Here is a 20,699-nt window from a genome sequence, read left to right as displayed (position 1 = left end):
GTCGCGGTCGTGACCGACAGCGGCGGACAGGGCGCACTCGCCGTCGACCTCGCCTCCCGCGCCGGACTGCTGGTGGAGCCGCTGGCGCAGGCGACCAGGACCGCGATCGCGACCGGCCTGCCACCGCAGGCCGTGACCGCCAACCCGGTCGATCTGGCCGGCGGCGGCGAGCAGGACCTGGGCGCCTACGCCAGGGTCGTGGACCTGGTGGCCGCGTCCGGTGGCGCCGACGCCGTCCTGCTGAGCGGATACTTCGGCAGCTACGGCCGCGACATCCCGGCCCAGCAGGACCGGGAGACCGAAGTGGCCCTGGAACTGTCCCGCTCGGCGGCACGGCACCGGCTTCCCGTACTGGTGCACTCGATGGCCCGGTCCACCCCGACCACCGAGGCCCTGCGCGCGGCGGGTGTGCCCACCTACGCGGACATCGAGACGGCCGTCGGCGCACTCGGCACGGCGGCACGCCTCGCCGGACTCGGTCCGTCGGTGAGGGCGGGCGGGGCGTGGACGGACACGGAGGTGGACCCGGAGGCGGATCCGAGGGTGGGCCCGGGGGGAGATCAGGTGGGTGATCAGGCGGGTGACCAGCCGGGTGACCAGTGGGGAGACCGGGGGACAGCCCCGCCGGTGGCCGTGTCTCCCGCCGCCGCGCCGGCCGGCTTCGGCTACCTCGCCGCCCGTACCCTGCTGACCGGCGCCGGCATCCCGTTCCCGCCCGCGCTCCCCGTCACCGATCTGGCCGGACTCCGGTGTGCCGCAGCGCGGTTGACCGCCCCGTACGTCCTCAAGGCGGACTGGCTGGAGCACAAGAGCGAGCACGGCGGTGTGGCGGTCGGCCTGGCCGACACCGACGCGCTGGAGGCCGCCTTTGGGGAGATGTCACTGCGCCTGGGGCCCGGTCAGTACGTGGTCGAACAGCTGGACCGCCGTCCGCACGTCGTCGAGATGGTGGTCGCCACCCGGCGTGACCCGTCGTTCGGGCCGGTTGTCGTGGTCGGCGCGGGCGGCACGGAAACGGAACTCTGGCGCGACAGCGCCCTGGCCCTCGCGCCCTGCACCCACGCGGACGCCCTGAGCCTGATCGAACGACTGCGCTGCGCACCGCTGTTGCACGGGTGGCGCGGACGCCCGCCGGCCGACACCGGGGCGCTCGCCGACACCGTCGTGCGGCTCTCCCGGCTCGCCGCCGGACAGCCCGGCCTGCTGGAGACCGAGCTCAATCCCGTCCGTGTCGCCGTGGACGGCCTGCTGGCCGTCGACGCACTGATCACCACCGCCGGCCACCCGCCGGGTCCCGCCCCCGATGGTCCCGCCCCTGCCGGTCACGCCCCCGGCCGTCCCGCCCCCACCCAAGGAGCCCTGACTGATGAGTACTTCCGCCGTGAACACTCCCTCCGCGAAGAATTCCCCGGCTGAACTCGCGGGCCGGGTCGCCGTCGTCACCGGCGGCGGTTCCGGCATCGGCAGGGCGATCGCCCTGCGCTACGCCGCGGCGGGCGGGACCGTCGCGGTGCTCGGCCGGCGCCCCGACGCGCTGGCGGAGACCGCGCGCCTCGCGGGGGAGTACGGCGGCACCGTGCAGACCGCATCGGTCGACGTCCGGGACGCCGACGCGCTGACCGCCGCGATCGACGCGGTTGCCGCCCGGCACGGCCGCCTGGACGCACTGGTCAACAACGCCGCCGGAAACTTCGTCGTCCCCGCCGAGGACCTGTCGCCCAACGGCTGGCGCGCCGTGGTCGACATCGTCCTCAACGGCACGTTCTTCGCCACCCGGGCCGCCGCACCGCACATGCTGGGCGCCGGGGACGGGGCGATCGTCAATGTGATCGCCGGCTACGCCTGGCACGGCCACCCCGGCACCGTCCACAGCGCGGCGGCCAAGGGCGGGGTACTGGCGATGACCCGTACCCTCGCCGCCGAGTGGGGCGCGCGCGGGGTCCGGGTCAACTGCATCGCGCCCGGCCCGACGGAGACCGAGGGCGCGAGCGCCGCGCTGTGGCCCACACCGGAAGCCCGGGCGCGGGTACTCGACAGCGTCCCCGCAGGGCGCTTCACCACCCCGGAGGAGGTGGCGGAGGCCGCGCTCTTCCTGCTGGAGGAGCGCTCGCGCTACATCACCGGTACGACGATGGTGATCGACGGCGGCCAGTGGCTGGGCCGCCAGGTCTACGGCTGACGCCGGCCGCGACGCCCCGGCTGCGGGCCGCGTCAGCCTGGGTGTGACGCGGGCGGGCCGTGGTGGGTGCCGGGCGTATGGCCGAACGTCCGGTGGAAGACGTCGATGAACGCACTGGCGGACGACCAGCCGCACTGATGGGCGGTGGCCGTGACCGGAGTGTTCTCGGCGAGGAGTACGAGGGCGTGGTGGAGGCGCAGTTGCGTGCGCCACTGCGGGAACGTCATGTTGAGGTCGGCCCGGAACAGCCGGGACAGAGTACGGCTGCTGGCACCGACGCACCGGCCGAGCTGGGCGAGCGTACGGTTGTCGCCGGGGTCGGCCTTCAACAGGGCGCACAGGTCCTGGAGTTGGGGCGACGTCGGTGTGGGCAGATGGAGCGGCTGGTGGGGTGACACACGGAGCTGGTCGAGCAGCACGGCCCGCAGCCGGGCACGCTGGGGACTGTCGTCGAGGGGTGCGTCGGTGTACGCGAGGATCAGCTCACGCAGCAGAGGCCCGACGGCGAGCACGGTCGGTTCCCCGAGCCCGATGGGGTCGTCCCCCTTCTCCAGGCCGACCAGGTGCATCTCCAGGTCCCCGTGCGCCTGGTGTGCGTGGACAGTTCCGGCGGGAACCCAGATGGCACGGGTGGCGGGCGCGACCCAGGTCCCGGTACTGGCGGTCACGGTCAGCACGCCCCGGCCCGCATAGACGATCTGGTGGTCGTCGTGCCGGTGCGCGTCGATCTCCGCCCCGGTCGCCAGTCTCTGGGTCCGGGTCGGAGCGATGGGCTGGTGGCGGATGTCCGGCATCAGCCGACAGCCTATGGCAGGCACGACAGATCCCAGGGCGAGTCACGATGGGCCACCGGGGACAATGGGCTCATGTCTGTCAGAGCGGCTCACATCGACGACCTGCCGGCCCTCCAGGACATCGAGAGGGCGGCCGGACAGTGCTTCCGGGACATCGGTATGCCCGAAATCGCCGACGACGAGCCGCTGCCCCTGGACGAACTGGCCCGCTACCGGCGCGCCGGGCTGGCCTGGGTCGCGGCCGACGGGGCGGACTCCCCGGTGGCGTACCTCATCGCGGACCGCGTCGACGGCAACCTCCACGTCGAGCAGGTGTCGGTACACCCGGACAGCGCGCGCCGTGGCATCGGGCGCTCGCTGCTGGACCGTCTGGCGGACCGGGCAGCGGCTGACGGAGTGCCCGCGCTGACGCTCACCACCTTCACCGACGTTCCGTGGAACGCGCCGTACTACGCACGCTGCGGCTTCCGTCCGCTGGGCGACCACGAGATCGGCGCGGGCCTGCGGGACATCCGGGCACGGGAAGCGGCACACGGTCTCGACCGGTGGCCGAGGGTGTGCATGCGCCGCGACGTATGACACCCCGTCCCGGCGTGCGGGGGAGACGGGCAGGGCGTGGTGGCGGGGGTCAGTGGCTGCCGGTGAGTTCGCCGCTGAGGTTGCCGTGCATCCTGGCGCTCTCCTCGTTGAGACCGGTCACCGTCACGGTCTTGCCATGGGCGGCGTACTTACCGGTGATCGCGTCCAGCGCGGCCACCGACGAGGCGTCCCAGACATGAGCGCCGCTGAGGTCGATGATGACGGACGCGGGGTCTGTCGCGTAGGCGAACCGGCCGGTCAGGTCGTTGACCGAGGCGAAGAAGAGTTCCCCGGTGACGGCGTACACGATGCTGTTGCCGTCGGGGTCGGCGACGGCGGTGACCCGGGTCAGACCGGCGACCCGCCGCGCGAACACGACCATCGCGACGAGTGTCCCGACGACGACGCCGATGGACAGATTGCCGGTGGCGACCACGACGGCGACGGTGATGACCATGACGGTGGTCTCGCCGGCCGGCATCCGCTTGAGGGTGGCCGGTCTGATGGAATGCCAGTCGAAGGTGCCGACCGAGACCAGGACCATGACGGCGACCAGTGCGGCCATGGGAATGTCGGAGACGACAGGGCCGAGCACGATACAGAGGATCAGCAGGAAGAACCCGGCCAGAAACGTCGACAGGCGGGTACGGGCGCCGTTCTTGACGTTGATCATGGTCTGGCCGATCATCGCGCAGCCGCCCATCCCGCCGAAGAGACCCGTGACGATATTGGCGATGCCCTGGCCGATCGATTCACGGGTCTTGTTGGAGCGGGTGTCGGTGATCTCGTCCACCAGCTTGGCGGTCATCAGCGTCTCCATCAGCCCGACCAGCGCCATCGCCAGCGCATAGGGCGCGATGACGGTGAGGGTGTGGGCGCTGAACGGCACGTCAGGCAGCCCCGGGACGGGCAGGGACGAGGGGAGTCTGCCCTTGTCGCCCACCGTGGGCACCGCGATGCCTGCCGCGACCGTGATGACGGTGAGGATCACGATGGACACCAGTGGCGCGGGCACGGCCTTGGTCAGGCGAGGGAAGAACACCATCATCGCCAGGCCGGCGACGACGAGCGGATAGACCTGCCAGGGGACGTCGTGGAGGTTGGGGATCTGCGCGGTGAACAGCAGGATGCCCAGCGCGTTGACGAATCCGACCATCACCGAGCGGGGCACGAACCGCATCAGCCTGGCCACCCCGAGGGAGCCGAGAACGATCTGGAAGACCCCGGCCAGGATGACGGTGGCGATCAGGTAGCCCAGCCCGTGCTCGCGGGCGACAGGTGCCACGACCAGGGCGACCGCACCGGTGGACGCCGAGATCATCGCCGGGCGGCCGCCGACGAACGCGATGACCATCGCCATGGTGCAGGCGGCGAACAGGCCCACCTTCGGGTCGACGCCGGCGATCACGGAGAACGAGATCGCCTCGGGGATCAGAGCCAGCCCCACGACCAGGCCGGCCAGCACCTCGGTGCGGAACACCTTCGGGGACAGCCATGAGGGGCGGCGGGGGCCGCGCAGCAGCGTGGCCGGTGACAGCGGAGAGGACAAGAGGGCCCACCTGGTGGTTCGATGCGCCCTCGCCGCGAGGCGTGGCGCTGGGGTCGACGCGGCAGGGCCGGAAGGCACGTACGCGTGTCGGCGCCGCACCAGCAACTCTACCCTAACGTTAGAGTAGGGATCGGGGTCCGCCGGAGTGCCCCGCAGCACACCCGCGAGGAGAGCCGTGGCAGACAAGGGGCACATGCAGATCGGCGAGGTCGCCGCGCGCACCGAGCTGTCGCTGCGCACGATCCGCCACTACGAGGAGACGGGCCTGGTCGAGCCGTCGGCCCGCTCGCAGGGCGGGTTCCGCCTCTACACCGAGACCGATGTGGCCCGCCTCATGGTCGTCCGGCGGATGAAGCCGCTCGGTTTCACCCTGGACGAGATGCGGGACCTGCTGCGGGCCACCGACCGGCTCGATGCCACGGACGACCTGCCGGAACCGGAGCGCGAGGCGCTGCTGTCCACGGTCCGCGGCTACCACGCCACCGCCCGCGAGCGGGTGGCCGACCTGCGTATCCAGCTCGCCCGCGCCGAGGACTTCGCCGCCACGCTCGCCGAGCGCCTGGACCGCGCGCCCGACGACGGCGCTGACCCGCTGCCCGACGAGGGCGCGACCGGCGGGTGACCTGCCGGCGCCCGCCGCCGTCCTGACGCGACGGCCCGTGAGGCGAGCACGCGCCGGGGACCTACGTGGATCTCCCTATGTCTCCATATGTCTCTGCATGTCTCCGCATGCGAAAGCCGTGCACTGTCGCGAGTCTGGAGACGGCAGCGGAGCCGGAGCGAGGACGGGAGCAACCGAGATGGCGCAGCAGACGTGGGACAGCAAACTGCCGCCGGAGGCCGACGAATGGCTGCCGGTGCTCGACATTCCGGAGCCACAGACGCAGCGCCGTCTCACGGTGCTGGTGCGCTGGCTGCTGCTGATCCCTCAGGCCATCGTGCTGTTCTTCCTGGGAATCGCGGCGTTCTTCGCGACCGTGATCGGCTGGTTCGCCGCACTGTTCATCGGCAGGCTGCCCGACCCCATCGCCCGCTGTCTGAGCGCGTTCCTCGCCTACGAAACCCGTGTGCACGCGAGCGCCCTGCTCCTCGTCGACGTGTACCCGCCCTTCGCGCTGCGGCCGGTTTCCGACTACCCGGTCAGGATCGAGGTGCGCCCCGGGCGGCTCAACCGGCTCGCCGTGCTTTTCCGCATCATTCTGCTGATCCCCGCGGCCATCGTGCAGAGCCTCTTCGCCTCGGGCTGGTACGCCGTGTGCTTCCTGAGCTGGCTCGTCGTCCTCATCCTCGGCCGGATGCCCCGGCCGCTGTTCGAGGCGACCGCAGCCCTGCTCCGGTACACCATGCGTTACTACGCGTACGTCAGCATGCTGACGTCGGCCTACCCGAAGGGCCTGTTCGGGGACCGGGACACCCCGGACACACCCGGCGCAACCCCGCCGGTGTCGGCCACCAGGCCACTGCGGATGAGTACCGCGGGCACGGTGCTGGTCACGCTCTTCCTGGTGATCGGGCTGATCGCCAACATCTTCTGCGACACCGCCGTTCCGCCCGACAAGTCGGACGACACGGGTGTGAACGGCATGCACGCGGCAGTCGGTTCGCGGCCCTGAGCCGCTACCCCAGCAGCTCGACGAGCCGGTCGTGGACACCGGCCTTGTGCGTCGCGGAGTCGGGCACCAGCTTGTTCCGGTCCTGGGGATCCCGGGTGAGGGCATGCAGCCGTCCGTCGGCGCGCGCGAGAATCAGGTCGCTGCTGGCACCCGCGATCTCGGCAGAACCCTGGGCGGTGTAGTCGGTGACGGTGATCAGCGCCGAGCGCTCCGACGCGGTCAGTACGTCCTCGGCGTCGAAGCCCGCACCCGGACCGGCCAGTGAGCCCTCCGGCAGCCACTCGGCGAGCGTCCTGAGCGCTTCTTCCAGCTTGTGCAGGCCGAGCTGGTGGATACCGAGCGCGTCGATGCGGACCATCAGACAGATCCGCTCGGGCTGGGGGAGCAGCAGAATGCGCCAGGGCTCGCCCGGCTCCGACCCGGTCGTGCGGGCATCGAGCACCTTGCGGGCCCTCTGCTGGAACGCCACGGCGATCCCCAGGTCCCCCTGCACCTGGATCTGCTCACCCGTAGAACCCGCCAGGAGCAGTTGACGGGCCGCGAGCGAGCGGACGGCCTCGGCCAGCACCTCGTCCGAGGGGCGGGCCTCCAGGAAGTCCACGATCGCGTCCACGGCGGTGAGCTCGGCGACGGTGTACGCACCGAGCAGCACCGGCCCCGTGTTCACCAGATCCACGACGGCTGTGACAAGCCCCGACGGTACGGACGCCGCGCCCGGGTCCGAAGGGGTCTCGGCGGGAACATCGTTGCGGTCGTCACTCATGCCGGCCTCTCCGTCTGCCACCAGTCCACTTCGGGCGCCTCGTGGCCGGCCCGGAGAACCGCGGCGGCGCTGCTGGACGGCGTCTCGGTCACCCACACCTCGGAGCTGCCGAACAGCCCGCGCCCCGCTCTCCCGGACAGTGACCGGCCCAGCTCCGCGGCCGGATCCGCCCGGTCGGGCGGCGGGAACCGGTCCGCGAGATCCCCGGAGACGGCGGTGGTGTCGTCGGCCTCCTCGATCCGGTGCAGCGCCTGGGTCAGCAACTGGGCGACCGGAGCCGTCAGGGACGTGGGCACGGTCAGCACCGGTGTCAGATACATCGGGCGCCGCTCGGTCATCCGGGACAGTCCCCACGGGCCGACATTGCTGCGGGTGAGCCGGTAGACCACGTAATCCATGAGGTGCCGGACATCGCTCGGGCTGGGCAGCCTCCGCCCGCCGAAGGCGGCGGGGGTCTTCTCCAACTGCACCCAGGTGCCGTGCGCGGTGCGCCCGTGCAGCTTCTCCCGCACCACTTGACCGCGCATACCGATGTCCGGATAGACACTCTTGTCGATGTCCCGGTGATGGCTGGAGAGGCGGGTGTGACTGACCTTGTCGAACCGCCAGTCCGCGTACAACTCCGGATCGTCCACCAGCACATGACCGCCGCACAGCACGTCGTGCAGCTGCGGCACCTGCAGTCCGTGCCGTTCCAGATCGGAGAGAATGGTCGCTTCCTCAGGGCTGAGGCGCCGGGCGGCGGCCACCAGGCCCTTGCGGTACGCACCCGCCTGTGCGGTGATCTCGATCATCAGCCGTACCCGGTTGCGCACCTGGTCAGCCTGTTGGGCACGGACTCCCGGGGCTGCTTCGCCTGGCCGTCCGGGGTGCGTGTCCCACGGCAGTGTGTGCTTACGCTCCACCTGATCAGTACAGCACAGCGGGCACCCACCCGCACCGGCTCGGCCCGCGGCCGGAAGGGCCTGCGGGCGGGGCCGGGCGGCTTGACCTCAAGCGCGGTTGATGAAGCAGGGTCGGTGCCCATGACACGCTTCCTGGACCTCGTGCACCCGGCCGCCGGAACCGCTCTGCTGAGCCAGTGGCTCACCGGTACGTCCGAGCGCTCACGGACGGCCGCCGACGCGGTGACCGCCGAGTGGGCCGCGGCCGGCAAGCCCGCGGGCCGGCTCGCCCAGCACGTCTTCGTCTCAGCGGACGGCACCGGCCTCCTCTTCTACGCCCAGTGGACCAGCGACGCGCAGCACCTGGCCTGGGCCCGTGCCCACCGGGCCGGGACGGTGAGCCGCGTCGACGCACTGGTGCCCGGCATCGAGCGCCCCGGACTCGAACGGACCCGCCTCCACCGCAGCGTCGTCCACGATGCGGAGCGGCCGTCCGGTGCCCTGGTGGTGGGCGCGATGGCGGCGGACGCCGTGGCGGACACGGTCGCGCCTGCGCCCGGCCTGCTCGCGGCGCACATCCATCTGACACCGGACGGCGGGCGGGCGATCGTCGTCGCGGAGTGGGCGGACGCCGCCTCCCACGAAGCGGCCGCACCTTTCGGCCACCGCTTCAAGCGGTACACGCTCCATGCCTCACTCGTGGACGTCGGCCACTGAGCGGTGACCGACGGCGGGCGCCGCCCCTGCTCAGAACAGCTGGGACCGCAGGGTGTCCACGGCCTGGCCCAGATCGTCGCCGATCCAGGCGGTGTGGCCGTCGGGCCTGATCAGCGCGGCCGGGGCCGTGGACCAGGACTTGGCCAGGGCCGGATCCATCGGAGGGTTCGCGTCAGGAGCCGGGGTGACGGCGACCGTGGCGACCAGCTCCGTCAGACCGGCTCCCGCGATCGCACGGTCGGCGTGGAGGCTGCCCCCGGTGAGGTCGAGCAGAGTGAACCGCCCCGGCCGTGCGGTTTCGAACAGCCGCTGCGGGCCGGAGCCGTCCGGCGCCGGTGTGAACGTCAGGTCAGGGGCGCGGCAGCCCAGACGCGGATCGTCCCCGTCCGGCCCTTCGAACGTTCCGTACCGGACGTCGAGTTGGGACAGCCGGGCGGCGAGGTCCTGGTTGAGCGCCGGGTATTCGGTCAGCAGGGCGTCGAAGCGCCGGCGCAGGGTGAATCCGTCCAGGCCGGTGGCAGTGACCAGCGCGACCTGTGCGCGTACGTCGGCGAGCACGCCCGCCGCCACCGGCCTGCGCTCACTCGTGTAGTCGTCGAGCACCCGGCCGGCGGCGCCCGCACGCAGGACGGCGGTCAGCCGCCAGGCGAGGTTGTGGGCGTCCTGGACACCCAGGTTCAGCCCCTGGCCGCCCATCGGATAGTGCATGTGCGCGGCGTCACCGGCCAGCAGCACCCGGCCGGAGCGGTAGGTGTCCGCGAGCTTTCCCGCGTCTCCCACCGTGGCGACCCGCCGGGGATCGCGCATGCCGAGGTCGCTGCCGACCACTCGCTCGACGGCGGCCCGCAGATGGGCGAAGGGCACCGGAGCGGGCGGGGTCTCGTGCATGGTCGAGTGGTCGATCACGCCGACGAGATGGCGTCCTTCCGGCAGCGGGATGGTCAGCAGAACCCCCGCTTCGCAGGACAGGATCGGCGCCCCGCTCGGCGGTGGGTCATCGAGGACGACATCGCCGGTGAGGGTTGTGGTGACGGTCTCGGTCCCGCTGAACGGAATTCCTGCGGCGGTGCGTACGGTGCTGTGCGCACCGTCGCACCCGACCACATAGCGTGCGGTCAACTGCCCCGGCCCGACGGGGGCGTCGGTCAGCACCTCCACCCGGTCCGGGTGCTGTCGCAGACCGGTGACCCGGCAGTCGCGGGTGACCCCGCCGCCGAGTTCGGCCAGCCGGCGTTCCATCAACTCCTCCGTCGCCACCTGCGGGTTGAGCAGTACGGAAGGGAACCGGGTCGGGAGCCCGGTGAAGTCGAGCCGGGTCCGGCCCAGGGCGAAATGCCAGGAGCCGATGGCCTGTCCTGCCGCGAGCAGGGAGTCGGCCAGCCCGCGGGTGTCGAAGAGTTCGAGCGTGCGTGGCTGGACGGTGAAGCCGCGGGACCAGGCCGAGCGCCCCGTACGGGCCTCCAGCAGGCGGACGCCGACCCCGGCCGCGGCGAGTTCCGCGGCCAGCCACGTGCCCACCGGGCCGGCTCCGACTATCAGGACGTCCGTATCGAAATCCATCATGGTGCTCCTGGTTCGCAGATGTTCGTGGATGTACGGGCCGTTCGAGGACGCATGGACCATCGGGATCCATCCTTCACGTCGCCGTACGCACTCCACCACTGTGTTCCGGCCGAACCACCGTGAGCCTGGGCTCTTTTGTCACTCTTAAGGGTGCTTATTCCATGGGCGTCAGTATGTGTGGGTATGAAGGTGGCGATCGATTCCCGGTCAATCCCTTCTGTCTGGAGACTCAGCACATGACGCGTATCAGCCTCAGCACCGCCCTGGCCGCCATGACAGTCCTGGCAGGACTGCCGCTCGCGATGGCCACGGCTGCTCCGGCCACCGCCCAGCCGCCCGCGGTACACGGAGTGCAGAGCACGCGTGCACCGGCAGCCACACTGGAATGCAACACCTGGGTCCATCACAACGACTCGCTGGCCGGCGGCGTCGACTGCACCAACAGGTCCGCGGGCCCCGTCACCTTCCACGCCAACATCATCTGCGGCCTGGCCCCGGACGTGACGGGGAACTCCGTGACCCTGCGCCCGGGCCAGGTCGGCGAATCGTCCGGCCACTGCGCCTTCTACAGCACCGGCATCGGCGGCATCAGCTGGACGGTGGAGTAGCCGCTGTACGTGCGGAGACGGCCACGAGGCAGCCGGGCCATGGCGTCCGCGGTACCGGCGCGGGGGGAGTGGCGGGCGCCGCGGTGGCCGTCGGGGCGGACGGTGAGGCCGGCCGGGCCTTCGGGGCGGTAGGGCCGGGCGAACTCCCCTGCGGCGTCGCGGTGTCGCGGTATCCAGGCACGGCCAGGGTGTCGGTGACAGCCGCCGGTGCGGCTTGGCGGGCGCCGCGCACCCTGGCGATCCGGATTCGGATGGGCCGGGCCCGCACCGCTATGGGAGGCGTCCTTCCGCCGGCGCGGCAGGCTGAGCCACCTCAACGGCCGGGAACAGGCGCGGACCGGCCTCAAGTTGCGCCCGAAGTGCCGTACCGGTTCGCCGTGTTGCCGCAGTACGAGGCCCCCCGGCCGGTACACCGTACGACCGTCCGGCGCGCCCCGGCCCGGCGACCGCGCCCCGGACCGCACCGGGCTGACGGCGTCCGCTGCGGCTGCTCGGCATTCCGCGCTGCCGGGCCGGGCATGGGGTGCTGCGGTACGCGGCCGACTTCACCGGCGGCCGAGCCCGCCCCGGCCGCCCAGGCCGCCGAAGCGTCGGACGCCGGCGGGTCCGGTATGCCGACCATCGCCGTACTGCCTGGACACCGGCGGTCGCCGTGAGCCCGACCGGGCCTGCGCCCGCGATCAGCACGTCGGGCGGGGAGCCGGAGACGGATTCACTAAGGCAGGTTGATAAGGTAGCCTTAGTATATGAACGAAGACCTGGACCCCGATCTCGACCCGGACGCGGTCGCCTCCACCCTGCTGGCGAGCCTCAGTGTGCTGGTGCGACGGGTGCGTCAAGTGCCGATCGAGGGCGGGCTCGGGATGCCCGAGCGGTCGGCTCTCTCACTGCTGAACCGCACGGGCCCCACCACCTCTTCGGCCCTGGCCAGGGAAGCGCAGATCACCGCACAGGCCATGGGGGAGACGCTCAGCACGCTGAGGGCCCGCGGCCTGGTCGAACGCCGCCCGGACCCCGACGACGGCAGGCGCGTCGTGCTGACGGTGACCGATGCCGGTCTGCAGGCACTCCAGGACAAGCGCAACGCGCGGACCGAGCTGATCGCCCGTGCCCTGACCAGCGAGACGTTCACCGCGGGTGAGCTGGCGCAGCTCGCGGCGGCCGCGCCCCTGCTGGAGCGCCTGGCCCAGAACATCTGACGCCGGAGAAACCATTGAGGAAGCTGATGACGGATCCTCTCAAGACGTGCGGCCCGCGCCGCGCGGCCGACGGCGACCGGTACAAGTGGACGGCGCTGACGAACACGACCGCCGCGGTCTTCATGTCCGCCCTGGACGGCTCCATCGTGCTGATCGCCCTGCCCGCGATCTTCCGTGGCGTGCACCTGGACCCCCTGGCGCCGGGGAACATCGCCTACCTGCTGTGGATGATCATGGGGTACCGGCTGGTCCAGGCCGTCCTGGTGGTCACGGTGGGCCGCCTGGGCGACATGTACGGCCGGGTCCGGATCTACAACTCCGGGTTCGCTGTCTTCACCTTCGCCTCGGTCCTGCTGTCCTTCGACCCGTTCGACGGCGGCCACGGAGCGATGTGGCTGATCGCCTGGCGGGTGGTGCAGGCCGTCGGCGGATCGATGCTGACCGCGAACTCGGCCGCGATCCTCACCGACGCCTTTCCCGAGGAACAGCGCGGCTTCGCCCTCGGCATCAACCAAGTAGCGGGCCTGGGAGGGATGTTCATCGGCCTGGTCGCCGGGGGACTGCTCTCGGCCTGGGACTGGCGGGCGGTGTTCTGGGTGAACGTACCCGTCGGCGTGTTCTTCACCCTGTGGGCCTACCGCACCCTGCGCGAGACCGGGAAGCGCGGCGGCGGCCGGATCGACTGGTGGGGCAACATCACCTTCGCCGTGGGCCTCAGCGCCGTCCTGATCGCGGTCACCTTCGGTCTGCAGCCCTACGGCGGGCACACCATGGGCTGGAGCAACCCACTGGTGGATGTGCTGATCGCGGGCGGCCTGGTCCTGCTGGCGGCTTTCGTCGTCATCGAGAACCGCGTGGCCGCGCCGATGATCCAGCTGAGTCTCTTCCGCCTGCGGGCCTTCACCTTCGGCAACCTGGCGGGCCTGGCCATCTCGATCGGCCGCGGAGGGATGCAGTTCGTACTGATCATCTGGCTGCAGGGCATCTGGCTCCCGCTGCACGGCTACGACTACGGCGACACCCCGCTGTGGGCGGGCATCTTCATGCTGCCGCTGACCGCCGGGTTCCTCGCCGCGGGCCCCGTGTCCGGGTACCTGTCCGACCGTCTCGGTTCCCGCGGGCTGGCCACCGGCGGTGCGCTGCTGTTCGGCGCCAGCTTCCTGGGCCTGATGCTCCTGCCGATCGACTTCAGTTACTGGATCTTCGCGGTGCTGATAGCGGTCAACGGAATAGCCAGCGGTATGTTCGCATCCCCCAACTCCTCCTCGATCATGGGCAGTGTGCCCGCGAAGCTGCGCGGCGTCGCCTCCGGTATGCGCGCCACCTTCCAGAACTCCGGCACCGCCATCTCCATCGGTGTGTTCTTCTCGCTCATGATCGCCGGTCTGGCGAGCAGCCTCCCGCACACCCTGACCAGCGGACTGCAGCAGCAGGGCGTACCGGCCCATGTCGCCGCCCAGGTCGGCGGCCTGCCCCCGGTCTCGTCCCTGTTCGCCGCGCAACTGGGCGTCAACCCGGTCCAGCACCTGCTCCAGCCCAGCGGCACCCTGACCCATCTGACGGTCGCGCAGCAACACGCGCTGACCGGGCGGGAGTTCTTCCCGAACCTGATCTCCGGGCCCTTCCACTCAGGCCTGGTCATCGTGTTCGCCTTCGGCGCCGCCCTCGCCTTCCTCGCCGCGCTCGCCTCCCTCCTGCGGGGCGCCGGTACCGGCCGCGCCGTCAAGGCCCCGGGGCCGCGAGAGGCCGTCACCGGTGCCACTGCGGCGCAACCGGACGGATCCACCAGGGGCTGAGCGCACCTCGCCGCCGGCCCCGGGCAACCAGCCTCCAACCAGCCGTCATCCAGCTGTCTTTCACAGGAGAAGCGACACCATGACACTCAGCACGCTCGACCCAGCCACCGCGCTGGTCGTGATCGACCTGCAGAAGGGCATCGTCTCGGCCCACACCGACAGTCCGTTCCCCGCAGCCGTCGAGCAGGCGACCCGTCTCGCCTCGGCATTCCGGCGGCACGGCCTGCCCGTGGTCCTGGTCAACGTCACCGGACGTGCGCCGGGGCGCACCGAGACCGTACGGCCCGGCGGCAGCGCCGCACTGCCGGCCGGCTGGGCCGACCTCATCGACGAACTCGACGTCCAGCCGACCGACCACCTCATCACCAAGCGGCGGCGCAGCGCGTTCCACGACACCGGACTCGACACCCTCCTGCGGGACCTGGGCGTGACGCAGGTCGTGCTGTCAGGCATCTCGACCAGCTCAGGCGTCGAGTCGACCGCACGCTCGGCCTGCGACCACGGCTACCACGTGGCCCTGGCCACCGACGCCATGAGCGACCCGGACGCCGCCGCCCACCGCCACAGCGTCGAGCGCATCTTCCCCAAGCTCGGCGAAACCGCCACCACCGAAGAGGTCATCACGATGGTCGGAGCAACACGATGACTCTTCTCGGCCGGCTCCTGAACAACCGCCGAGCAGGCGACACCCACACGGCGTGGAACCTGCCCCACCTGCAAGGTCCCGAACTGCTGAGTCTCACCAGCCGGCACTTCGACGACGGCGCAGCCATGCCACTGGAGCAGTGCGCGAAGAACATCGGCGGCGCCGACGTGTCCCCCCACCTGGCCTGGACCCCGCCACCATCCGGCACCGCCCAACTCCTCCTGGTGGTCGAGGACATCGACGTCCCCCTGACCAAGCCGGCCGTGCACTGTGCCGCCCTGATCGACCCGGCCACCGGGCACCTCGACCCCGGCGCCCTCGGCGCGCGGAACCCAGCCGCCGGAGTGCGGGTGCTGCGGTCCACCATCGGACGCGGCTACCACGGGCCCGCGCCCATCAAGGGCCACGGGCCGCACCGCTACACCTTCCAGCTGTTCGCTCTCGGCACCCCCGTGGACAGCGCTCCCGGCACCACGCCGGTGGAGCGGGCGCGCCCCCGGGCCTTCCTGTCCTCCATCACCGCGCCCGTTCTCGACCGCGGCCGGCTGACCGGCGTATACGAACGCTGAGCCTGGCCGAAGCAGGGGCAGCGGGCCGACGGGCTCGGGGCGCTCGGCGCACGCACTCACTCGCCGCGCGCTACGGCTCTCCGGCGCCCCGGGGCCGGCTCTCCCGCCCTGCCATGTGCGACGCCGTTCCCGGTCCCGCACCGGTTCGCCCGCCTATCGCACTCCTGGCCGCCGCATTCCGTGGACCACGACGGACAGGCACCCCACTGCGAGCGTCGCCACGCCGGTCAGGAGCGCCGGGTACGGCACCCGGGCGGACAGCAGGGCGAGGAGGGTGGGGAGCAGGAATCCGGCATAGGCGAGTGCGTAGTACACGCCGGTCAGCCCCGCCAGATCGTCCGGGCCCGCGATGCGCTGGATCTCCAGGAGCCCGGTCACCACCGCGATGCCGTACCCCGCGCCCAGCACCACCGCCGCGGCCAGCGCCAGCCAGGGGGAGCGCAGGACCGCGTCGACGGCGCACAGAGCTGTGCCGGCCACCATCACCGTCATCGCCATCACAGCGGGATTCACTGCGCCCGGCGCACGGTCGAGCCGTTTGGCCAGTGGTTGGACAGCGACACCGGCACCCAGATAGAGGACCGTGAGGGCGGTGGCGTAGACGAGGCCCCACTCCCCGAGGCGGTCGTCCACCAGCTGTGGCATCACCGCGTAGGCCAGCCCCGCCGCGCCGAACACCCAGGGCGCCATCGGCAGCACCAGCAACCGGAAGCGCCGGCGTCCGTCCGCCGGGACACGCAGATCGCGCAGCAGTCCGCGTACCGCACCCGGGGAAGCGGCGCGTCCCGCACCCGGGGAAGCCGCGCGTCCCGCACCCGGGGAAGCCGCGCGGGTCTCGGGCACCCGGGGCAGCAGCGCCAGCACCGGGAGCGTGAGCACGATATGCACCACGTACGGCAGCGCCATCGGCCACGGACCCCACTGGGCCAGCAGCCCCGCGAGCCCGGCGCCGAGGCCGAACCCGGACGTGAGCCACAGCGAGGCCCGGCGGGCGCCGACGGTGGGATCGGCGGACGCCGTGGACAGCTCCTTCACCCAGCTGCTGCCGACGGACATGGCGACCCCGACCGCGATGCCGGTGAGCAGCCGCCCCGCGTATATCGGCCACGGACCCTCCGAGCCGAAGGCGAGGATCCCGCTCGCGAGTACCGAAAGGGCTGTCCCCGCGATCATGACGCGGCGGCGCCCGTGCCGGTCGGACAGCGGCCCCGCGAACAGCAGGCCCGGTATGAGCCCGACCACGTAGGCGCCGAGGAACATGTCGACACTCAGTACCGAGTAGCCGCCGACACGGCGGTACATGATCAGCAGTGGTGTGAACTGGTTCCCGCCCCAGCCGCAGGCGAACATCGCCGATGCCGCGATCCTGGGCCACGCCGGGCCCGCGGTGCTGAACGTCCGTTCAGGGGTGGACAGTTGAGTGGCGGACATACGACTCGGAGTCTCCTGGAAATGGGTGCGTGCTGCGTTCTGTCGCTCTACCGGGGTGCCCGGCCGGCTCAGGTCTGCCGGTGGGTGTCACCCAGATGCGATCTCAACGCCGTGGCGAACCCCGCGCTGTCGCCCGACAGCAATAGCTCCAGCAGAGCGGTGTGCTCCTCGACCAGTCGGGTCAGGCGCTCGGGCCGCAGCCGCAGCGCGAACACGCTCATCCGGCGCTGCCGGTCCGTCAGCGTCCGGTAGAACTTGCTCGACAGCGCGTTCCCCGCCGCATCCACGACCCCGCGGTGGAACATCTCGTCGGCTTCCGCGAACCCCTCGACATCCGCGTCGCCCGCCCGCTCGTGCTGGAGGGCGATCAGGGCACGCAGTCGTGCCGTGTCCTCGTCGGGCAGACCCTGTTGCGCGATCCGCTCCGCCGCCGCCTGCTCCAGTGCCTGGCGCAGTTCCAGTACGTCCCGTGCCTCACCCGGCGAAACCGGTACGACCACCGCGCCGCGCTTGGGGTGCAGCTCCAGCAGATCCTCACCGGCCAGCCGGAGGAACGCCTCACGTACCGGCGTACGGCTCAGGCTCGTCCGCTCCGCGATCTCGCCCTCGCTGATCAGGCTGCCGCCGGGCAGACGACCGCTGAGGATGAGTTCCTTCGTGAGCGCATAGGCGGTATGGGACGCGGAAGGGCGCGCTGAGGTGTCTCGGGTGGCCATGGCTCCACCCTAGCGCACTTGGATACAAGCATAGATACATGCTTGTCGCGGGCGGAGCCACCCATGGCTCCGCCCGCGGCTACGGCCTACCTCCCGAAGGTCTTCGTCGGCGGGTGCGTCGACAGTGCCGCCTGGTTGAAGGTCACGGCCACTCCGTGCCCGCGCAGCCGGGAGGCGTGCTGGTCGATCTTCCAGCCGTCGATCCGCACGCCGATGCCCTGATGGCGACGGGTCTGCCCGCTGTCCAGCCGCACCCGGACGGTGCTGGACTCGCCGCCCGCCAGATTCAGGTAGTTGTCGCTGAAGGTGGCCGGCAGGACGCGTTCGCCGGTCCTGGTGTCGTACAGCTGCAGGTGCAGCATCAGTGCCATGGCCCGGCCGGTGTTCTCGACCTCCACGGTCAGATCGAGGCCGTCCCGCCCGTGCCGCGTACCGGCCACGACGGATACGGCGGCCGCGGGCGCGTCGTCCAGGCTCACGAAACCCGCGGAACGGGCCGGATTCTCGATCCAGTAGAAGTTGCGCACCGGCTCCGCGCCGTGCGAGTCCTTGAACAGGAGCCGGACGAAAGCGATGTCGGACGGCGCGCCCTTCAGCTGTGGGGCGATACTGCCGATCACGGTGTGGTCGGACGCCGCCGCCCCGCCGACACGCAGGGAGGTCCCGGCGAACGCCTTCCCGTTCAGGTCGTAGAGCGTGACGGCGACGGTGCCCCGCAGAGCGGTTCGGGTGTGGTTGGCCACCACCACGTCGAGTGTCTCGCTGTTGAGGATCACATTGACCCGCCGACACGCGTGCTGGACGGCGTAGAACGACGCGTGCGCCTCGAGGTCATGGCTGTACATCTGCCAGACGAAACTGGGCTGCGCGGGGTTGGTCATCCACATGATGACGCCGGTGCGGGGGTACGGCTTGTCCGGCGCGGCACTTTCCATGTTCGCGGCGTGCGCCTCGTAGATCGCCTTGATGCACTCGTAATTCATCAGCTGCGACTTGCGGGCGAAGTCCGGGAGGTTGTTCAGCTCGCCGTAGCGCTCCGCGGTGAGCCGCAGATACCCCGCGCCGCCGCCGTTGCCCCCGTTGCCGTTGACATCACGGTCGGCCCAGAAGTCGTCCGGGTGCTCCCACGACGCCTCGGGGAGCATCTTCCTGATGAATTCGAGCGTAGGGATCGAGTACGAGCCGACCTCGTTGTGGAACGGCGGCCAGTGCGTGCCGTCGTTGAGGGAGAAGTGGGTGCCCGGGGTGACCCAGTGGTACGGCCCGCCCGAGCTGTACCCGCCGATCGGGTCCTTGCCGGTGTCGCCCGCCGAGCTGGTCAGCGCGGCCCTTTTGGGGTCCAGCTCGGCGACCAGCGCGTCCAGTCCGTCGATGAGCGGCTGCGGCGGCGGGCCTTCGTTGCCGCCGCACCACAGCAGGACCGACGGGTGGTTGCGGAACCGCACGATGCAGTCGCGGATGTTGTCCAGGTCGCGGTCGACGTTCGCCGGCGGCGGGCCTTCGGTCGAGCAGAAGAAGTCCTGCCAGACCAGGATGCCGTACTCGTCGCACGCGTCGAAGAAGTCCTCGGTGCTGCTCTGGCCGTTCCAGTTCCGGATCAGGTTGAGGTTGGCGTCGCGGTGCAGCCGCACCTGCTCACGCAGCCGTTCGCGCGGAATGCGCTTGAGCGCCTCGTCCAGGCCCCAGTTGCCGCCCATCACCAGGATCGGCTGGTTGTTGACGGTGATGGCCAGACAGTCGGAAGGGGTGCCGGACGGCGACTGGAGCTGTTTGGTGTACTCGATCCGCCGGACGCCGAAATTCACCGTCCGCTCGTCGTGGACCTGGCCACCGGATTCGACGCCGATCGTCAGCCGGTAGCGGTAGGAGTCGCCGTATCCGTTGGGCCACCACAGCTTCGGGCGGTCCAGCCGCAGGGCGCCGATGTCCTTCGACGTCACGGTGACCGAGGACGATCCGGCGGGCACGGTGACGGTCCGCTCGAACCCGTGACCGTCGATGGACCCCTTCACCACCACGGCACGGGACCTGTCGAAGGCGCTGTCGAGGCCGAGGCCGATCGTGATGTCGGCCGTCCGCAGATCGGCGGAGAGCGTGGGGTCGACATGGACGTCGGTCAGCCGGACCGGTCCCGTGGTGGACCAGGTGACCGGCTGCCAGATGCCGAGGTCCCGGTCGGGGATGGTGGGCAGCCAGTCCCAGCCCGCCGTGCAGAAGAACGTCGGGCCGTTCTCCAGGGTGATCCCGGTCTTGCCGCCGTTGCGTCCGCCGCGGGTCACGCCGCTGGCGTAGCTCGGCTGTGACGGGGGATCGGTGTGCTCCAACGTACCGACCAGCACCGCGAGATGGGCCGTTCCGTCCGCCTTCGCGACGATATCGGTGACGTCGAACACACCCCGTTTGAACGCGCCCTCGATGGTGCCCACTTCGGTGCCGTTGAGCCAGACGGTGGCCAGGTAGTTGACGCCGTCGAAGTGCAGCCAGAACCGCTGCCCGGGGACCAGCCGCGGTACGGGGAACGCGACCCGGTACCAGTAGCCGGTGTCCTTGAGGGTGTCCGGGACCGTGTCCGTCACGATGTGGCCGTACAGCGGATCGGGGTAGTCGCCATTGGCGATCATGCTGGTGAGCGGGGTCCCCGGCACGACGGCCGGTTTCATCCCGGCGATGTGCCGCGCGCTGGCCAGCCCGTCGCCGGACGCGGCCGTGTCGTCGGCGGCCGTGAAGGTCCAGCCGCTGGTGATCTCGCCGTCCTGGATACGGAAGGGGCGGGTGCCCGCGGTGCCGGCCGGCGCCGCGTCGGCGACGTCGGACAGCCCGAGTGCGCCGAGCACTCCGCCTCCGGCGACGGCGATCCCACTGGACAGGAAATGCCTGCGATTCAACTGGGTCACGTCGCTCCCGATCGATGACAACGTTGTCAGTCCGTCGGTTCTATGATCCGCAGGCCGCGGACCCTCTGTCAAGGGGGCGGTCAGGGCCGGGGCAGCTGTCACAACACCTGCCGACCGCCGCCTGGTTGAGGTTCTTCACGCCGAAGTGGCGTCTTCCGGATCGTCCGCCGTATGCAGCACACTCAGGGCATGGGATTGC

At 71.0% G+C, this 20,699-nt stretch carries 19 protein-coding genes; 11 read left to right on the top strand and 8 right to left on the bottom strand.

Annotation, left to right across the window (positions count from 1 at the left end):
* Together G3I19_RS14040 and G3I19_RS14035 are read left to right on the top strand one after the other, a co-directional pair.
* Window positions 1–1,416: acetate--CoA ligase family protein (locus G3I19_RS14040; protein ID WP_203599547.1), on the top strand; the 1,416-nt coding region annotated here is incomplete at its 5' end.
* The gene (locus G3I19_RS14035) at window positions 1,367–2,179 is read left to right on the top strand and encodes an SDR family oxidoreductase (RefSeq protein WP_164263795.1); all 813 of its coding nucleotides are present in this window, start codon (window positions 1,367–1,369) and stop codon (window positions 2,177–2,179) included. The genes G3I19_RS14040 and G3I19_RS14035, both read left to right, overlap by 50 nt.
* Window positions 2,180–2,211: 32 nt before the next feature.
* On the opposite strand, the gene G3I19_RS14030 is transcribed toward G3I19_RS14035, so the two are convergent.
* Window positions 2,212–2,973: a helix-turn-helix transcriptional regulator gene (locus G3I19_RS14030; RefSeq protein ID WP_164263793.1), complete on the bottom strand. Its 762-nt coding sequence runs from the start codon at window positions 2,971–2,973 to the stop codon at window positions 2,212–2,214.
* A 72-nt stretch (window positions 2,974–3,045) separates the two neighbouring features.
* On the opposite strand from G3I19_RS14030, the gene G3I19_RS14025 reads away from it, so the two are divergent.
* Window positions 3,046–3,552, top strand: coding sequence for a GNAT family N-acetyltransferase (locus G3I19_RS14025; RefSeq protein WP_164263790.1), 507 nt, complete (start codon window positions 3,046–3,048; stop codon window positions 3,550–3,552).
* A 49-nt stretch (window positions 3,553–3,601) separates the two neighbouring features.
* On the opposite strand, the gene G3I19_RS14020 is transcribed toward G3I19_RS14025, so the two are convergent.
* A complete protein-coding gene (locus G3I19_RS14020) occupies window positions 3,602–5,101 on the bottom strand; it encodes a SulP family inorganic anion transporter (protein WP_164263788.1) in 1,500 nt (499 codons plus the stop codon).
* A gap of 193 nt (window positions 5,102–5,294) precedes the next feature.
* On the opposite strand from G3I19_RS14020, the gene G3I19_RS14015 reads away from it, so the two are divergent.
* Window positions 5,295–5,723 carry a MerR family transcriptional regulator gene (locus tag G3I19_RS14015; RefSeq protein WP_164263797.1) on the top strand — a complete coding sequence of 143 codons (429 nt, stop codon included), beginning with the start codon at window positions 5,295–5,297 and terminating at the stop codon, window positions 5,721–5,723.
* Between the two features lie 178 nt (window positions 5,724–5,901).
* Entirely contained in the window at window positions 5,902–6,714 is an 813-nt protein-coding gene (locus G3I19_RS14010) for a DUF4389 domain-containing protein (RefSeq protein ID WP_164263786.1), read from the top strand.
* Window positions 6,715–6,718: 4 nt separating this feature from the next.
* Here G3I19_RS14010 and G3I19_RS14005 read toward each other — a convergent pair whose 3' ends face one another.
* Together G3I19_RS14005 and G3I19_RS14000 are read right to left on the bottom strand one after the other, a co-directional pair.
* Window positions 6,719–7,477, bottom strand: coding sequence for a hypothetical protein (locus tag G3I19_RS14005; protein WP_164263784.1), 759 nt, complete (start codon window positions 7,475–7,477; stop codon window positions 6,719–6,721).
* On the bottom strand, window positions 7,474–8,292 hold the full coding sequence (locus G3I19_RS14000) for a hypothetical protein (RefSeq protein ID WP_164263782.1): 819 nt from the start codon (window positions 8,290–8,292) through the stop codon (window positions 7,474–7,476). The genes G3I19_RS14005 and G3I19_RS14000 overlap by 4 nt, the downstream gene beginning before the upstream one ends.
* Window positions 8,293–8,502: 210 nt before the next feature.
* On the opposite strand from G3I19_RS14000, the gene G3I19_RS13995 reads away from it, so the two are divergent.
* Window positions 8,503–9,078 (top strand): antibiotic biosynthesis monooxygenase, encoded by a 576-nt coding sequence (locus G3I19_RS13995; protein WP_164263780.1) that lies wholly within the window; start codon window positions 8,503–8,505, stop codon window positions 9,076–9,078.
* A gap of 30 nt (window positions 9,079–9,108) precedes the next feature.
* Here G3I19_RS13995 and G3I19_RS13990 read toward each other — a convergent pair whose 3' ends face one another.
* Window positions 9,109–10,641 (bottom strand): FAD-dependent monooxygenase, encoded by a 1,533-nt coding sequence (locus tag G3I19_RS13990; RefSeq protein ID WP_164263779.1) that lies wholly within the window; start codon window positions 10,639–10,641, stop codon window positions 9,109–9,111.
* Between the two features lie 236 nt (window positions 10,642–10,877).
* Here G3I19_RS13990 and G3I19_RS13985 point away from each other — a divergent pair, with 236 nt between their 5' ends.
* From G3I19_RS13985 to G3I19_RS13965, 5 genes are all read left to right on the top strand, one after another.
* On the top strand, window positions 10,878–11,249 hold the full coding sequence (locus G3I19_RS13985) for a hypothetical protein (RefSeq protein WP_164263777.1): 372 nt from the start codon (window positions 10,878–10,880) through the stop codon (window positions 11,247–11,249).
* Between the two features lie 746 nt (window positions 11,250–11,995).
* Window positions 11,996–12,448 (top strand): MarR family transcriptional regulator, encoded by a 453-nt coding sequence (locus G3I19_RS13980; protein WP_164263774.1) that lies wholly within the window; start codon window positions 11,996–11,998, stop codon window positions 12,446–12,448.
* Between the two features lie 26 nt (window positions 12,449–12,474).
* The gene (locus tag G3I19_RS13975; RefSeq protein ID WP_164263772.1) at window positions 12,475–14,244 is read left to right on the top strand and encodes an MFS transporter; all 1,770 of its coding nucleotides are present in this window, start codon (window positions 12,475–12,477) and stop codon (window positions 14,242–14,244) included.
* A gap of 79 nt (window positions 14,245–14,323) precedes the next feature.
* The gene (locus G3I19_RS13970; RefSeq protein WP_164263770.1) at window positions 14,324–14,890 is read left to right on the top strand and encodes an isochorismatase family protein; all 567 of its coding nucleotides are present in this window, start codon (window positions 14,324–14,326) and stop codon (window positions 14,888–14,890) included.
* A complete protein-coding gene (locus G3I19_RS13965) occupies window positions 14,887–15,459 on the top strand; it encodes a YbhB/YbcL family Raf kinase inhibitor-like protein (protein ID WP_164263768.1) in 573 nt (190 codons plus the stop codon). The genes G3I19_RS13970 and G3I19_RS13965 overlap by 4 nt, the downstream gene beginning before the upstream one ends.
* Window positions 15,460–15,612: 153 nt before the next feature.
* Here the strand turns inward: G3I19_RS13965 and G3I19_RS13960 are convergent, their stop codons facing one another.
* From G3I19_RS13960 to G3I19_RS13950, 3 genes are all read right to left on the bottom strand, one after another.
* Window positions 15,613–16,890, bottom strand: coding sequence for an MFS transporter (locus G3I19_RS13960; RefSeq protein WP_164263766.1), 1,278 nt, complete (start codon window positions 16,888–16,890; stop codon window positions 15,613–15,615).
* 68 nt (window positions 16,891–16,958) lie between these two features.
* On the bottom strand, window positions 16,959–17,606 hold the full coding sequence (locus G3I19_RS13955; protein WP_164263764.1) for a GntR family transcriptional regulator: 648 nt from the start codon (window positions 17,604–17,606) through the stop codon (window positions 16,959–16,961).
* An 86-nt stretch (window positions 17,607–17,692) separates the two neighbouring features.
* Window positions 17,693–20,500: a sugar-binding domain-containing protein gene (locus tag G3I19_RS13950; RefSeq protein WP_164263762.1), complete on the bottom strand. Its 2,808-nt coding sequence runs from the start codon at window positions 20,498–20,500 to the stop codon at window positions 17,693–17,695.
* Between the last annotated feature and the right edge of the window lie 199 nt (window positions 20,501–20,699).

The organism is Streptomyces sp. SID10853, assembly GCF_010548145.1.
Classification (GTDB): Bacteria; Actinomycetota; Actinomycetes; order Streptomycetales; family Streptomycetaceae; genus Streptomyces.
The sequence above is the reverse complement of the archived record's forward strand: the minus strand, read 5'-3'. Positions and strand labels throughout refer to the sequence as shown.